13 protein-coding genes are annotated in these 15564 nt (G+C 61.6%); 1 reads left to right on the plus strand and 12 read right to left on the minus strand.

All coding sequences use genetic code 11. From position 1 onward, the window contains the following. Positions 1-17: 17 nt before the first annotated feature. Entirely contained in the window at positions 18-2696 is a 2679-nt protein-coding gene (mdeB, locus tag ACQ4N9_RS18180) for an alpha-ketoglutarate dehydrogenase (RefSeq protein ID WP_390967077.1), read from the minus strand. Between the two features lie 36 nt (positions 2697-2732). After that, complete coding sequence (locus ACQ4N9_RS18185) at positions 2733-3929, minus strand: methionine gamma-lyase (protein ID WP_390967075.1); 1197 nt, start codon at positions 3927-3929, stop codon at positions 2733-2735. A 127-nt stretch (positions 3930-4056) separates the two neighbouring features. Here ACQ4N9_RS18185 and ACQ4N9_RS18190 point away from each other — a divergent pair, with 127 nt between their 5' ends. Beyond that, positions 4057-4536 carry an Lrp/AsnC family transcriptional regulator gene (locus tag ACQ4N9_RS18190; protein WP_125462705.1) on the plus strand — a complete coding sequence of 160 codons (480 nt, stop codon included), beginning with the start codon at positions 4057-4059 and terminating at the stop codon, positions 4534-4536. A 39-nt stretch (positions 4537-4575) separates the two neighbouring features. Here the strand turns inward: ACQ4N9_RS18190 and ACQ4N9_RS18195 are convergent, their stop codons facing one another. The 10 genes from ACQ4N9_RS18195 to ACQ4N9_RS18240 form a co-directional block, all read right to left on the minus strand. After that, complete coding sequence (locus ACQ4N9_RS18195) at positions 4576-5880, minus strand: FAD-dependent oxidoreductase (protein ID WP_390967073.1); 1305 nt, start codon at positions 5878-5880, stop codon at positions 4576-4578. Further along, positions 5871-6446 carry a c-type cytochrome gene (locus tag ACQ4N9_RS18200; protein ID WP_390967071.1) on the minus strand — a complete coding sequence of 192 codons (576 nt, stop codon included), beginning with the start codon at positions 6444-6446 and terminating at the stop codon, positions 5871-5873. Before ACQ4N9_RS18200 ends, ACQ4N9_RS18195 begins: the two co-directional genes overlap by 10 nt. Before the next feature lie 67 nt (positions 6447-6513). Further along, complete coding sequence (locus ACQ4N9_RS18205; protein WP_430933421.1) at positions 6514-6972, minus strand: hypothetical protein; 459 nt, start codon at positions 6970-6972, stop codon at positions 6514-6516. Positions 6973-7058: 86 nt separating this feature from the next. Continuing rightward, positions 7059-7673 carry a hypothetical protein gene (locus tag ACQ4N9_RS18210; RefSeq protein ID WP_390967067.1) on the minus strand — a complete coding sequence of 205 codons (615 nt, stop codon included), beginning with the start codon at positions 7671-7673 and terminating at the stop codon, positions 7059-7061. Positions 7674-7731: 58 nt separating this feature from the next. Continuing rightward, the gene (locus ACQ4N9_RS18215) at positions 7732-8292 is read right to left on the minus strand and encodes a hypothetical protein (RefSeq protein WP_125462698.1); all 561 of its coding nucleotides are present in this window, start codon (positions 8290-8292) and stop codon (positions 7732-7734) included. Then, complete coding sequence (locus tag ACQ4N9_RS18220) at positions 8289-9083, minus strand: hypothetical protein (RefSeq protein WP_390967065.1); 795 nt, start codon at positions 9081-9083, stop codon at positions 8289-8291. The genes ACQ4N9_RS18215 and ACQ4N9_RS18220 overlap by 4 nt, the downstream gene beginning before the upstream one ends. Further along, on the minus strand, positions 9076-11922 hold the full coding sequence (locus ACQ4N9_RS18225; protein ID WP_390967063.1) for an ATP-binding cassette domain-containing protein: 2847 nt from the start codon (positions 11920-11922) through the stop codon (positions 9076-9078). The genes ACQ4N9_RS18220 and ACQ4N9_RS18225 overlap by 8 nt, the downstream gene beginning before the upstream one ends. Then, positions 11919-12704, minus strand: coding sequence for a hypothetical protein (locus tag ACQ4N9_RS18230; protein ID WP_390967061.1), 786 nt, complete (start codon positions 12702-12704; stop codon positions 11919-11921). The genes ACQ4N9_RS18225 and ACQ4N9_RS18230 overlap by 4 nt, the downstream gene beginning before the upstream one ends. Further along, positions 12701-14092 (minus strand): MBL fold metallo-hydrolase, encoded by a 1392-nt coding sequence (locus ACQ4N9_RS18235; RefSeq protein ID WP_390967059.1) that lies wholly within the window; start codon positions 14090-14092, stop codon positions 12701-12703. Before ACQ4N9_RS18235 ends, ACQ4N9_RS18230 begins: the two co-directional genes overlap by 4 nt. After that, complete coding sequence (locus tag ACQ4N9_RS18240) at positions 14089-15561, minus strand: MBL fold metallo-hydrolase (protein ID WP_430933425.1); 1473 nt, start codon at positions 15559-15561, stop codon at positions 14089-14091. The genes ACQ4N9_RS18235 and ACQ4N9_RS18240 overlap by 4 nt, the downstream gene beginning before the upstream one ends. Positions 15562-15564 lie beyond the last annotated feature (3 nt).

The raw sequence follows: 15564 nt of genomic DNA on the forward strand, positions 1-15564 counted from the left end.
AGACAATTCAAAGCCGATCATCGATACCAGGCGGCACCTTGATCCTCTCGGCCATACCTTGCCTTGGCCTGCACGAGCACTTCTTTCGGCAACCGCCCCTGCCGCACCAGCCCATACAACGCCGCCATCACCACCGCAAACCGATCCACCTCGAAGAACCGCCGCAGGTGCTGACGGTTATCGCTGCGGCCGAAGCCATCGGTGCCCAGGGTGATGTAAGGCGCATCGACATACTCGGCGATCAACTGCGGCCAGGCGCGCACATAGTCACTGGCGGCAATCACAGGCGCATCGCCTTCGAGGCAGCGCCGCACATGGCTGCCCTCCTCATCTCCAGCTATCGCCGCCCGACGCTGATCCCTGGCCTCCCGGGCCAGCTCACTGAAGCTGGTGACACTGAACACCTCGCTGTCGACCTGCCATTCGGTCGCCAGCAGTTCACTGGCTTTGATCACTTCACGCAGGATCGCCCCCGAACCCAGCAGCCGCACCTGGGCTCGCGGCTTCACTGATTGCTGCCGTGCGTGCAGGTACATGCCACGCAACACATCACCGTGTACGCCTGGCGGCAGCGATGGCTGTGGATAGTTTTCGTTCATGACCGCCACGTAATGGAACTCGTCGCATTGCTCCACCAGCATGCGCCGTGCGGCATGGTCGAGGATCACCGCCAGCTCCCCGGCGAAGCACGGATCCCAGGCCCGGCAGTTGGGCACCATCGACGCCATGACCAGGCTCGAGCCATCCTGGTGTTGCAGCCCCTCCCCGCCGAGCGTGGTGCGCCCGGCAGTGGCGCCCAGCAACAGGCCACGGGCGCGCTGGTCGGCGGCGGCCCAGATCAGGTCGCCGACACGCTGGAAACCGAACATCGAGTAATAGATGTACACCGGCAGCATCGGCTCGCCGTGCACCGCATAGGAAGTGGCGGCCGCGACCCAGGACGAGATCGCCCCGGCCTCGGTGATGCCCTCTTCCAGCAACTGGCCGTCGCGCGCCTCCTTGTACGTCAGCAGCGAGCCCGCATCCTCAGGCTCGTAGCGCTGCCCCGCCGGTGAGTAGATACCGATCTGGCGGAACAGGCTGGCCATGCCGAAGGTTCGCGCCTCATCGGCGACGATCGGCACCACACGCGGCCCCAGCCCCGGTGCCTTGAGCCAGTGGCCAAGCATGCGCACGGCGGCCATGGTGGTGGACATTTCCTTGCCGTCGGCCTGCAGGGCGAAGCCTGCGAAGGCATCGAGCGCCGGCAGTGGCAGCGTGGCGCAGTCGCTGCGGCGCACCGGCAAGGGGCCGCCAAGCACTTGCCGGCGCTGGCGCAGATAGACCATCTCCGGGCTGTCCTCGGCCGGGCGATAGAAGCGCAGTTGCTCCACCGCCTCGTCCGACAGCGGCAGGTGGAAACGGTCGCGGAATGCCAGCAGCGCCTGCACATCGAGCTTCTTGGCCTGGTGCGCGGTCATCCGCGACTCACCGGCGCTGCTCATGCCGAAGCCTTTCTTGGTCTTGGCCAGGATCACCGTCGGCCGGCCCTTGTACGCCTTGGCGGCGGCATAGGCCGCGTGCAGCTTGCGAAAATCATGGCCACCGCGCTTGAGGGCGTTGATCTGCTCGCTGCTCATATGCGCCACAAGGCGCTGCAAGGCCGGGTCCTGGTTGAAAAAATGCTCGAGGTTGTAGCTGCCATCCTTGGCGCCCAGGTTCTGGAACTGGCCATCGGGTGTCGCCGCCAGCTGGCGCAGCAACGCGTGCTCGTGGTCGCGGGCGAACAGCGCGTCCCACTCCGAGCCCCACAGCACCTTGATCACGTTCCAGCCGGCACCGCTGAACAGCGCTTCCAGCTCCTGGACGATCTGGCCGTTGCCACGCACCGGGCCATCCAGGCGCTGCAGGTTGCAGTTGACGATGAAGGTCAGGTTGTCCAGCCCTTCACGGGCGGCCAAGGTCAGGCCGGCGATGGACTCCGGCTCGTCCATCTCGCCGTCGCCGAACACGCCCCACACATGCCGCGCCGAGGTGTCCAGCAGACTGCGATGCTGCAGGTAGCGCATGAAGCGCGCCTGGTAGATTGCGCTGAGCGGGCCGATGCCCATGGAGCCGGTGGGGAATTGCCAGAAGTCGGGCATCAGCCAGGGGTGTGGATAAGAGCACAGGCCATTGCCCGCGATCTCCTGGCGGTAGTTTGCCAGTTGCTGTTCGCTCAAACGCCCTTCGAGAAACGCCCGGGCATAAATGCCCGGCGCCGAGTGCGGCTGGAAGAACACCAGGTCGCCCGTGCGCCCCTCGCCGCCGCTTTCGCCGCGAAAGAAGTGCTGGAAACCGACCTCGAAGATCTCCGCCGCCGAGGCATAGCTGGCGATATGCCCGCCCAGTTCGCCATAGGCATGGTTGGCCCGCACCACCATGGCCAGGGCGTTCCAACGCAGGATACTGGTGATCCGCTCGTCCAGCTCCAGGTCGCCGGGGTAGGCACCCTGCTGCTCCACCGGCAAGGTGTTGCGGTAGGCGGAAAACGCCTGGGCCTCGCGCTCAAGGCCCAGCTCCAGGGCATGGGCCTGCAGGCGCTGCAGCAGGTAGCGCGCCCGCGCCGGGCCGCAATGGGCCAGGCTGGATTCCAGGGCCTGGCACCATTCGGCGGTTTCCGCCGGGTCGCTGTCCAACGCGGCATCGTGGGCCGTAAACGGCGCGTTCGGGTTCATCATCGCTACCATCGCGCAAGCCTCTTCCGTGGCAGTTCAGGCACAGGCCTTCAGGGCCTGGTCGATATCGGCCAGCAAGTCGTCGATGTCTTCGAGCCCCACCGACAACCGCACCAGCCCCTCGGAAATACCATGGTGCGCCCGCTCCTCGGGCGTGTAGCTGGAGTGGGTCATGCTCGCCGGGTGCTGGGCCAGCGACTCGGCATCCCCCAGGCTCACCGCCCGGCTGAACAGCTGCAATGCATTCATGAAGCGGCGCCCGGCCTCGATGCCACCCTTGAGCTCGAAAGCGATCATCCCACCCGGCAGGCGCATCTGCCGCTGCGCCAATGCGTACTGAGGGAACGACGGCAGGCCTGGGTAATGGATCAGCTCGACCTGTGGCTGGCGGGCAAGGTGCTCGGCCAACCGCTGCGCATTGGCGCAATGGCGGTCCAGGCGCAGGGCCAGGGTCTTCATGCCACGCATCAGCAGCGAGGCGTCGTGGGGCGACAGCACCGCGCCAGTCATGTCCTTGAGGCCCTGCAGGCGAATGCGGTCGACCAACGCCTTGCGCCCGACTACCAGGCCAGCGGTGATGTCGCCGTGGCCGGACAGGTATTTGGTCGCCGAGTGCACCACTAGGTCGGCGCCCAGTTCCAAAGGGCGCTGCAGATAAGGGGTGCAGTAAGTATTGTCGACCACGATGCTGATGTCGTGGCCACGCACTGCATCGGCCACGGCGGCGATATCCACCAGTTGCATGTTGGGGTTGGCCGGGGTCTCGAAGTAGATCATCCGGGTTTTCGCGGTGATCGCGGCTTTTAGCGCCTGCGGGTCGTTGAGGTCGACATGCTGGATCTTCACACCGAACTCACCGATGCCGTGGTGCAGGTAGGCGAAAGTGCAGCCATACAGGGTGCGGCCGACGATCAGTTCATCCCCCGGGCGTAGCAAGGTCCACAAGGTGGAGGTGATGGCGCCCATGCCCGAAGCCAGCGCCAGCCCGGCCTCGCCGCCTTCAAGCGACGCCATGCGCTGCTCCAGCAAGGCCAGGGTCGGGTTGGAAATTCGGCTGTAGAAGTGCCCACCCTCCTCGCCGGCAAAGCAGGCAGCCCCGTATTCGACGGTCGGAAAAGCGAAGGTGGCGGTCTGGTAGACCGGCGGCACCAGGGCGCCGCCATGGGACAGCGGGTCATAGCCGTAGTGGATGGCCCGCGTGGAAAAACCGGTGTTGTTATTGGAGTCGCGCATGGCAACAGCCTCGTGTGGTTTGTTATAAGCTTATGCCACCGAGCTGCTGCAATTTTTCCAAAGTTGCCCACGCAATCGGGCCAGTATTGGGATAAAAACAATAAATGGTTAACCAGGAGGGCAAATCATGCCTTCGACCCTCGACCGCACCGACCGCGCCCTGCTCGCCGCCCTGCAGGACAACGCACGCCTGACCGTCTCCGAACTTGCCGACCAGGTCGCCCTGACCACTTCGCCATGCTGGCGGCGGGTCAAGTTGCTGGAGGACAACGGCTACATCACCGGATACCAGGCCATTCTCTCGCCCAAATCGCTGGGTTTTGGGGTTACCGCCTTCGTCAGCATCATGATGGACTCGCACACCAAGGAGATCGCCCTGGCGTTCGAACGGCGGCTGATGGAGATCCCCGAGATCGTCGCCTGCCACAACATTTCCGGGCGCTATGACTTTTTGCTGGAAATCCTGGCGCGCGATCTGGAGTCGTTCGGCGAATTCACCCGCGAGGTGCTGCAGCGGTTGCCGGGGGTGAAGGAGATCTATTCGAGTTTTTCGTACAAGGCGGTGAAAGAGCGGCGGGTGATTCCTGTATCGGAAAAACACATCTAAGGCAGATCCACGCTCGCAGCCCTTATGGCGTCCACCTGTCTAGCCAAATGCCTCTTTGACCAGGCTGTCGAACATGCTGTAGGCCGACAGCGCCTCACGACGATAATGCTCGTCGTTGACGTCCAAAGGCGTGACCTGCAAGGTTTCGATCTCGATGAGATTGTGGGTCGCGTCATGCTGGTACTGCAGCAGCACCGAGATACCGTAGTTGTCGCCACACAGGCTGTAGCAGACATTCATGTACTGCGGTTTGAGCAGCGCCAGGCCGTGGATCTGGCTATGGATGGCCAAGGCACAGACCCTGGCCTGGCAGGTCGCGGCGAAGGCCGACTTAGGCAGTTTCTCGGCGTAGGCTGCGTCGCCGATCACATGCACATCCGGTACTAGCAGGGATTCCAGGGTCTGGGTGTCGACCGGGCACCAGCCATGCTCGGCGGCCAGGCCGTTGCGGCGAGAGAAATCATCTGCCTGCTGGGGCGCGATGATGTTGATCACTTGGCCGCTGACCGGACCACCCTCGGTCAGCAGTTGCCCCCTAGCTTCGTCGAAACCGTGCACGGTACCCCCCTGCAAGGCACCGATCCACTGGATGTTGGCCTGCTCGCTACCATAGCCATAGAAACGTTTCCAGGCCTGCTCGAATTGCGCCTGCTTGGCGAACCGCGGCTTGGCGTCCAGGATGATCACCCGCGAGTCAGGCTTGTGGGTCTTTAAATAATCGGCAATCAGGCTGGCCCGCTCATACGGCCCGGGCGGGCAGCGGTAATCGTCCACAGGTACCGAGATCAGCACATTGCCGCCGTTGGGCATGGCCTCCAGTTGGCGTTTGAGCAGGCGCAATTGCTCGCCGCCGCCCCAGGCATGAGGCACACGGCTGGCCACCGCCTCGCTGTAACCGGTGATGCTGTCGTACTTGTAGCCGATGCCCGTCGCCACCACGCAGCGGTCGTAGCCGAGCAACGAACCGTCGGCGAGCCTGACCTGCTTGCGTTTGGCATCGATCGAGCGTGCCTTGCGATGAACCACCTCTATGCCCTCGGCGCATAACTGCTCGTAGCCAAAGACCAAGGTTTGCTCATCCCGCTTGCCCACCAGGTACTCGACACCCAGCGGACAGCAGTGATACTTCCGGCAGGGCTCGATCAGCGTGATCCTGACGTTGCCATCCAGGCGCCTGAGAGTGCGAGCGAAAGTCGCACCAGCAAAACCACCACCGATCACCACCACGGCATAAGAGTGAGCCGCCACGGGCTCCGCCGGCCTGGCCAGGGCCCGGATCGACGAAACACCGATCCCGGTGGCCAGCCACCTGAGCAGCCGCCTGCGTTGTGGGTTCATCGACATGCAGCCTCCTGCGTGCAACCTTGCAGGTACGCCAGAAGCTGCAGCAGCTCCTCGCCGTCGAGGATGGCAATCGCACTCGCCATTTCCTCTGGCATCGTTCGTTGGCCTGTGGCCATATCCTGCAGCACACCTTGCATATACTGCGCGTTCTGCCCTTTCACATAGGGCGTATCCACCTGTTTCTCATGACAACTGGAACAGTGCTGCGCATATAGCCGTTCACCTTGTCGATGTGCCAAGGGCACGGCATTGCCCACCGGCACTTTCGGCAGACGGCTGTAGTACGCGGCGAACTGCCTGAGCGTGTGGTCGTCGTACCCTTGCATCGCCCGGTTCATGATGGTGCCTTGGCGGGTGCCATCGCGATAAGCCAGCAGGGTCCTGTACAGATAGGCCTCGGACTGGCCGGCCAGCGAAGGAATCGCCCCCGGCGTACGCTGCCCTTCGAAACCGTGGCAATTGATACAACCATTGGTCAACATGAAGGGCTCGCCTCGACTGCTGCCTTGCAGACTGGGAGCCGCAAATATTAGGCCAATCAACAACGATCCGATAACCACGCGCATAGCCTGGACTCTCTCTCCATACCTTGTGTCGACCGCCGCCCCCACGCCGGCCGAGTCGTCTCAGCGATTACTCAGTAACTACATCACTCATGTACACCTTGGTGTGACGCAGGTACTCCTTGGGAATGTGGTAACCGCCATAGGATTTCACATGGCCGTCGATGTAGCTGCTCATGGCCTCTCGCGAAGCAAATATCTGCTTGGCCCGCTCGAAGGTCGCCGGGTCGCGGTAGATCATCAGGTGGATCAGCGGCTCTCCCTGCTCGGTGGGGATCAGGTTGATCACCTTGACCCCCTCCTCCGACTTGCCGGCGTAAGCCTGCATGTACGCAGCCTGGGAGGTGACGAAGGTATTCAGAAACGCCTCTTCCTGGCCCTTGGGCGGCTCGAAAATGATGGTCATGGCCTTGCTGGTGGAGGTCACAGACGGGGGCAGGGCTTTCGGGGCCTGAGTCTGCGCCCATACAGGGGTGCCAAAAAACCACAGGAGGCCGACCAGGCCAATACGCATGCTAAGGTTGTTCATCGCTATCACCCTTACTGAGGGATTGTTTTTCAGGCCAAACCCGGCACGTCCGGCGAGCAAGCCCGGATCACGGAATCGAGGCTTTCTTACTTGTGCAACACCACTGAAATCATGTGGCCGTCAAGGTCCGCCGTCGGGTTGGCGGTATCCCTGGGGGCAACCTTTACCGAACTGATTTCCACCCGGCGATAGTGTTCGAACATCACGCGCTGGTACTCCAGCGGCAGCAGAGGCCGTATGCAGAAGAGGGCCAGACGCCCGCCATCAGCGAGCAGCGACTGCGCAGCGAACTGGAGGAACCTGAGGTTCTCGTCGTCAACTGCCTCCATGTCATCGGCATACGGATCGAAGAAGATCGCCGAATAACGCTGGGGCCCGGCGTCAAGCTGCTGCCAGTAGCCGGGGTGCAGCTGAACGTTCACGCGCGCGCTCTTCCAGCGCTCAGCCTGGAGCAGCACCTGTGGATGGGGCTCGACAATGGTGTGGGAAGCCGGCCTGAACTCCTGCAGGATGCTGGCCGAAATGCCCATGCCAAAGCCGATTTCCAGCAGCCGATCGTCAGGCGTGAGCTTGAGATCCTCGACCATCCTGCGGATCAGTGGTCTCTCCCATTCATGCATGACGAACTCGTCGCCGATGCGCAGCGAGTTGCCGCTGTAAATCACCTCTGTCGCCAAATAGTCCTTGCGTCGCGGGTCCATTAGCACTCCTTTCTCTTCTCAGGCTAGGTTCGCAGATCACGCCAACAGGGTTGCGGCGTTACCTCACCAGTTTCAACTCGGCCCTGCCGACGAACGCTTGCGCCGGCGTGACATTCGACTTCAGCAGCAGAGTCTGGAACCCGCCCTTGAACGGAACTCTGGCGAGGATCGCGATACTCAACTCTTCGAGGTACAGCGAAAAACCCTGCAGCGACTGCAGGGGCTGGCTGGCAAGCACTGCGTAGGCGATTTCCAGAAGCAACAGGTCGAGATAGATCACCAGGGTTCTGTCGCCATGCCGGCGGATAATCGCTTCCAGCTCGATGGCAAACGCGTGATAGAGAGTGTTGAGGCTCTGGCTGCCGTGGCGGCCAGCATAGGAATCGAACAACCAGTCCATCTTTCGGGCCCCATGGACTTGCTGCGGATCGTACAATTGCTGCTCGAAGAGCAGGGTCTGGATCTCCAGGCTGCCAGCCAGTGCCAGGACAGGGGCATAGCACACCGAGCGGCCAGACAGCACCAGCAGATCGCCATGTGCGCGCTGCAGTGTCTTCAGGTGGTTTCGCAATAGCGCCTCGTCGAATCGCCGTGCACGACGCATGAGAATCACGTTCATCTCGTCGAACTCCTGAAGCCGGCCTCGCAGGCCGCCAACGCCTCGATATGCCGCTTACGGGTGGCGCCGACGATACAGGCGTCGACCTGCCGATGATAAAAGGCGTAGTCCAGTGCAGGCTTCAGGGGAATATCGCCACCCGCCAGGCAATGCACAGCAAAAAGACGGGATCGGGCCTTGATCTGACGCAAATAGCCGGCGTAGCTCGCGCACTGCATATTCAACAAGTTGACCGGCACCGCGGCGCCGACGAACGATCGCTCTCTCAACACCTGCAAGAAGCCGGTGCTGGGGTGAAAGCCCAGAAGAATCCGTGAGGCCGGCGTAATGGCCTTCTCCATCTGCCGCAGGATCACGTCGAGCAAGACGTGTTGCCGCTGCGCGAGCAAAATGTCCAGCCAGTCCCCCCCCAGGGTCACCAAGCCGGGCTGGCAGCAACGGATGATATCGAGGTCTTCCGCGATCTGTTGCGCATCGGCGGCGAAGGTATGGCCAGGGGCGGTGTAGTAGTAAGCCGGATTGGCCTGGACCTGATGGACACTGACCCCCTGCCCCGTTGCCTGCTCGGTCACGCGTATCAGGAAGCGTGAATGATAGATATGCCGCATTCGCGGACCGCCTGCCAAGGCATTGCTGACGGCTATCGCCGTGGGCCAGTCGCCGCTGGCCAGACCCAGGCCGGAGCTGGCCAGGACCCTGCGCGCGATCCTCTCGACTTGGTGCACCGAATAGGGACTGCCATAACGTTTGAGGAACCCCCGGTCGCCCAGGTACACAATCGGCTCATCCATGAGTATTTCCTTGCACCGGATAATCACCGATTGCCAGCTCTGCGAGCTCGATGTCATGTTCCAGTCGGCAACGATGATCCACCAGCACCAGCGTGTTGCCGCTACGCTCGACGTAATGACGCAACGCCTCTACACGCTCGGCCAGTTGCTCGGCAGGCAAGGCGCTGAACGGCTCATCCAGTAGCAGCAGATGGTGGCGCCCCGGTGGCAACGCGCTCAGCCAGTTATCCAGCCAGCTGCTTGCGCCGGGCTCACCGCCGAGCAGCGCCAGGGTACTGCTGTCCAAGTAATAGCGGCGTGATGTCATGACCTGAGCCACCTCCGCTTCTTCGATGACGACATCGGTGATGCCGGCCACGCCCTTGAGGTACTCGCTCTTGCCGGAACCGGAGTGCCCCGATAGTGAGTACAAACGACCCCGCTCCAGGCTCAGGGCACGATAGGCACGTTGAGCGATAAAGGGCGAAATGCGTAGGCTATGCCCGGCGATCGCCACGGCCACCGAGCGTTTGGGTCGGGCAAAATGTTGCAGGCGCTCCACCGACACCGACTGCGATTTAAAGCCCGTGATAGCCAGAAACACATTGGCCAGGTCGGAGCGCACCAACAGCAAGGCCGTGACCGCAAGCACAAAAGCCGAATCATCCGTCCGGTAGAGGCTGCCCATCAGGACCACCAGGACAATCACCAGGTCGCTGAGCAAAGTGCAACTGGCCGCCGTGACGGTACGGGTGATCACACTGCGCAGGCGAGTGGTGTAGAAATGCTTCACCCCCTCGGCGATCGCACCTCGCTGGGCAAGCGCCAGCCAGTCGCCCAGGCGTTCGAAACCCATGCCAGCCGCCTGGGAAATGGAAAACGCCACATGGGCTGAGCGCAGCAGGGAGTCGAACCCGCTGACGCTCTGAACCCGGGCCCGATACAACTCATTGATCGAAAGTCGGTACAACACCGCCAGCAGACCACTGAACAGCAGCGCCACGGCGATACCGAAGAGGCCGAACCCCATCCACAAGGCCACTCCATTGCACAGCAACAGCGCAATGATCCAGGCAATATCGTGGGCATACCAGGCGATGCGTTCGAATGTCGTGGTGACATCGCGAGAAATCACCTGCAGCGCATCGGCCAGGCCGGTAACCCGGATGTCTCGCAGGCCATCGATGAACAAGCGGGAAAAGCGGCTGCGCAACAGACTCTCGATAAGTAGCCCGGCAACGATTCCTGCGCCTACCCCAGCCACCACATACAACAGCACCTGCCAAGACGAGAAACCAGCCTCTGGCAGCGTCAGGTTGGCCGCATAGCTCATCATCAGCGCCGGGACCAACAAAATCAGCACACCCCAGCGACAATACTTGAACAGATCGCCAAGACCGTAGGGCTCCGGCGCCGGGGAACCGACCGGCAACGTCGAGGCCATTCGCTCAGCGACCTGCGCCGAGCCCTCGCGCTGTGCTATCGCGCTTGCGGCCGATGGACTGAAACTGATCCAGGGCAGACGCTCCAAGGCATCTTTCACGGCCTGCGCGGCCGCAGCGTCCAACGTCGAGAAGTCGTGATCGATACTCAGCGTCCCGTCCAGAGTCCTCGCGAGAAACACCCCGCGCAGCAGTTGCAGGCGCAGGCGCTGGCCGGCAGAGAGGTTGCTTGCGTCCAACTCGACGGGCAGTTGCAGAACCTGCCGTGGGTCCTGTCCCAACTCGGGCACCAACCGAAAAGCACTCAGCAAAGCATGCATCTCTTCGCGCTGGCGCTCCAACGGGCCAGGAATCAGTTCGGCCAGCACTGCGGGCCAGATCGGCCAGTCGGCATCGAACTCGATAACACTGCACGCCTGATCGGCGGCAACGGGTCGCGATAGCAGATGCGTGGAGGAATTCCGGTACAGCCCATTAAGCGCTTCCAGAGAGCGGCCGACAGCCCTGTAACTGACATAGGAGCGGGGCAACGCGAGCACCGCCGCGAGCAACGGAATGCTCAGCCAGAAAATCGCCCCGTCCCAGACCATGGCTGATTCCGAGGTACCCAACAGGCCAAGCATGACAAAGGGAATCAAGCGCCCGAAACCGATGATGTAGCTGTCGGCTCCGCGCAACAGCGTATCCAGATTGCGCAGGGAGCGTTCAGTCGCGAGTGTCCGCTCGATGCCCTGCAAGTTAGTCCGGTCAGCGAACTGCTTAAGCCACGGTCCTTTGCGCAACCATACCGAACATTGTTCGATGCGCTGCGCAGCCATATCCATGATCCGCTGATAGTTGCGGTCCGAAAACCTGGAGAGCAGATAGGACAGCGGCAGGAACACACCGATCACCGCAAGCGCCCAGAGTCCTGCGGCGCCGAACACCAGCAATGCCAGCAGGATTGAAAGCAGCAGGAAAACTGGAATAACCAACAGGTTAACGCTGGCTCCGATGCCGTCGAGAATGACGCTGAAATCCCGTGAAACCACCCGCTCCAGCACCGACACCTCTAACCGAGGCTGCATCTTGCGTGTCAGAAGGCACTCGAACTCGCGGCATAGTCCAAGGGAGATGTAGCGTTCCAGGTTGAGCTCGCTCACCACCAGCAAAAACCCGCTGACCGCCAACAACGCCAGGAATGCGGTGTCCGCCTGAGTGATTTCGACACTGTCCTGCGCCGCCACCAGAGTGCTCAGCTTGTAGATGAACAACAGCGAAACGCTGTACTGCAACAACGACACCAGTGCAAAAGCTCCAACCGCCCAAGGCGCAAGGCTGAAAGCCAGGCCGAAAAAGCCGTTGGCGAAAGCTCGCCCTTCGGAGCGAGCGACCGTGCGGTAGCGCAATGCCGGGGTAAAACAGTACATCCACTTCATGGCAGCGCTCCCTCGCAGTACACCCTACCAGGCTCCAGGGCTTGTATACGCTTCAAGTATTCGCGGATCTTCTCCAGATCGTAATAGTGGGCGGGAATCTCCCGGCATGCGCAGTAACGCGCCACCCATTGTTCCAGATTCGACGAAAACGCCGGCCCCGCCCCCAGAAAGCGGCTCAATGACAAGATGTCGAACCATACGCTGCGCTGCAGGGAATGAGTCTCCAGGTCGAGGATGCGCACGCCATCGACGGTAACGAGCAGATGCTCCGGCTTGCAGTCACCGACGCTGACGCCCTGCAGGTCGAACGAGGGAATGAGGCAGCGGGACGACAGACAGGGATCAAGAAAATCAGGGGTATTGCGCTGCCCCATGGCACGCTGGGTGTTCGCCAGGGCCGTGGCATGCATTGCCGCGTAGGCCGCAATCACCTCAGGCAGGTCGGCCGGAACCGGCAAGCGGCCCTGGACAGCCTCCAGCACCAGAACCCGATGCCGCGCATCCTGATAACGCATGCCTGCAATCGGCCCCGAGCGGAACAGCAAATAACCGCTGACTTCGGCGCTATAGGCCGCCTCGTCGAAGTAACGCTTGATCACCACCTGCTCGCTGGTGGCCATGCACCGACCGGAGCAGACCAAGGACTTAACCGACTGACCGAGCACCCGCCGAACCTGATAACGCTCGGCCACCAGCTCGGCGAGCGCCTGCCGCCGCAGTTGTACCTGAGCTGCGTCGAGGAGCGCCAGGTGCACATGCTCAAAGGCTCCCTGCCTGCTCATGGCGCAGTCGCCAGCGACATTTCATAACTGCGCAAAGCGCGTTCATGATCAACTTGCTCGTTGTAGTATTCGAGCCAGAACGCCAGCGGGCTGTCATAGCGATCACAGACATACCACTGGGATGCCGACAGGTTGAGCAACTCCCATATCTGCAACTCGCCGAGCAGCATCTGGCAGAAATCGTCATAGTCGACACGGATGCCGTAGGGATAACGCTTGATCGCCCCCTCGCCCTCGACTGGCACCTCGACGAACTCTACCCTGGACACATCCAGCAGCCATTGTTGGCAAACGCCGTCGTCCCGCGTCAATTGCAGAACCGCGCGACACGGACCAACGGGGCGCCCCAGGTAGTCGTTCTGGGTCATCAGCACCTGGCCATAGTGGGTAATCAGCCAGGTCCTGGCCATCTCATCGAGATGGGCCTTGATCCGCTGAGTGTCGAGCGAGCGCGCCCGGCGTGGCTCTTTCGTCGGACACGGCCCGGCCTGTTCCTCGGATGCCCGGATCCAGTGCGCGGGGTCGCCTGGCAGTGTCCGTGCTATGTCGAAGCTTTCACCGGGCGCCAGTGAATGGACTGCCCGCAACAACGACAGTTCGCTGCAGATCTGCGCCAGTTCGAGGTTCGACCAGGGATGATGAATCTTGCCAAAGGGATCACGATAACCGTTACCCGCGAGGATCAGAGTCGGCACCTGGTTCAGACGGCGCATCGGCTTGTGCACGATTTCGTCCAGCAGACGCAAACCGGACACCCGGGTGTAGCGTTGGTCGGGCACCGGCAGCAGGTTGTCCAGGCCGATAGGCCCTTGCGCCCCGCTGCCCTGGAAATTATTGGTCATCACCATGACCTGGGGCCAAGTTACGGTGCCACTGTTGACGTCGGCAAAATAGGCATCAGTGATACGGGTATCGGACTGGATGAACACCGCCTCACGGCCCTGATGCTCGGCATGCAGCGACGCTACCCGGCTGTCCCAGAACAGTACCTCGGTGCGGGGCATGTAGAAGCGCAGGCCCAGCGAGCCAATGACAAACTCGACCTGAGTATCGACCCGACGAACCTCGTAACCGCAGGCGCGGACAATCGCCTCGCCCGCACCGGGAAACAGCTCCGGGACATACACCACCTTGCGCTTGAGCAAATGCCCGTAGTTCGAGGCCAGATGGCGTAAAGAAGCTGGATGAAAGTGCTGCAGGTGCTCAGTGGTCAAGACAATGCCATCCACCGCCGGCATGCGCTGCAAGTCGACGTTGCGCGCCGGCACTATCGCGAACTGCCGGTCGGCATCGGAGCCGAAGCCACGCCCCAACATCGGGTCGATCAGCACATGGCTGTCGCCAGCCTGCAGCGACCAGCTTTCGTGGCCGATCAGCGTCAGCTTCATGGGCGCACCTCGAGGTTGCGCATGCTGCGCCCGATGATTTTCGCCAATAGCTCAGGGCTGCCGTTCTCGCCGTAGTAGCTGTAGAAGAACGGGATCAGTCCGTCGAAAATACCGCTCTCGAACCAGGACTGGACTGAAACACCCACGATGTCCCAGATCTGTAGATCCCCTTCGATCATGCCGATGAAATCCACCAAAGGTAAACACACGCCAAAGGGATACTGCGCCACCAGCGATTCGAACTGGTTGTGCATCTCAGCCTCGAATTGGCCGCTGATCAGGTTCAGCGCATAGCTGTCCTGACGCCCCAGGGCATGCGAGACAAAACTGACAACAATTCTTTTCGGTCCAAGCTTGCGCCCCTTGTAGTGGGACATCGCCAACACCTTGCGCCCGGTGATGAACAGCATCAGGCTTTTCGCCAGGCGCTGCAGCTCAGCTTGCGCGCGTCGCAGCAGCTCTTCATACGCCTCGGCGTCCTGCACATCCGGACGCACCGAAGCAACCACCTCGACGGTCTTGCGCGCCTCGATGAACTGTTCCAGTTCCTCGATCAGCACGTTGTGCTGCACCTTGTCCACCTGGACCCAATCGATACACGCCTGCGGCCCGGGATCCGAGGCCAGGGCAAAGGCTTCGCCTGGCAGCAGACCGACAATATGGGTGTCGAGGCTGAGCCGATTGGCCAACCGGCTCAATGTCGGCTGGTCGGAAAATGGAAAAGCGGCGAACCCGCCCAGGCGCTTGATGAAGCCACCACCACAAAGGGCTATGTTCTCGGGTTGCACCGGAAAATCGTCCATGTAGCTAGTCAGCACGGCGCTCAGCACACCGACCCCCAGCGGACCGACCTTACGGTTACTGCCGCTGGCGTTCTTGCCCCAGTTTTCCAGGGACTGAAAGGCCCCTGGAGGAGATACCCTGGAGTTGTTCGAGACGATTACCAGCTTGGGTGGTGCCAGCCGTCCTTCGACGATATCAGTCTTGAATACTTCGGATACCAGGGCGTCCACGGCAATGAAGATGCCACCGCTCGGCTGCTCGAACTCCTCGATATGTACCTGGGTCACCCGGCTTTCCCAGAAGGCAGTCTTCGGATCCGCCGGGTAAAAGCGCAGACTCAAGTCGCCGACGCGCATCGGCTCGGTGTCAATAACCTGCGTAAGGGTGAACCCTAGGTCGCGGATGCATTGCTTGACCGGTTCGACAATGGTCGCCCCCACCACGAACCGGGCGGAACGTGGCAACAGGTTCAGGGACTGGATATCGAAATGATCGGAATGTTCGTGACTGAGGAAAATCAGATCTACGTCACAGAGGGCGGCGGCATCGACGGTACGTGGCGGATAGATCTCGATCCGGTGTTCATCGACCAGACCGAAGTCCTCACGTAACAGCGGGTCAATCAGGATCCTGGTGTTTCCATGCTCCACAAGCCATGTTTGATGGCCGACAAAGATCGCCCTCATGTC

Source organism: Pseudomonas sp. ES1 (assembly GCF_050586605.1).
Taxonomy (GTDB): domain Bacteria; phylum Pseudomonadota; class Gammaproteobacteria; order Pseudomonadales; family Pseudomonadaceae; genus Aquipseudomonas; species Aquipseudomonas sichuanensis.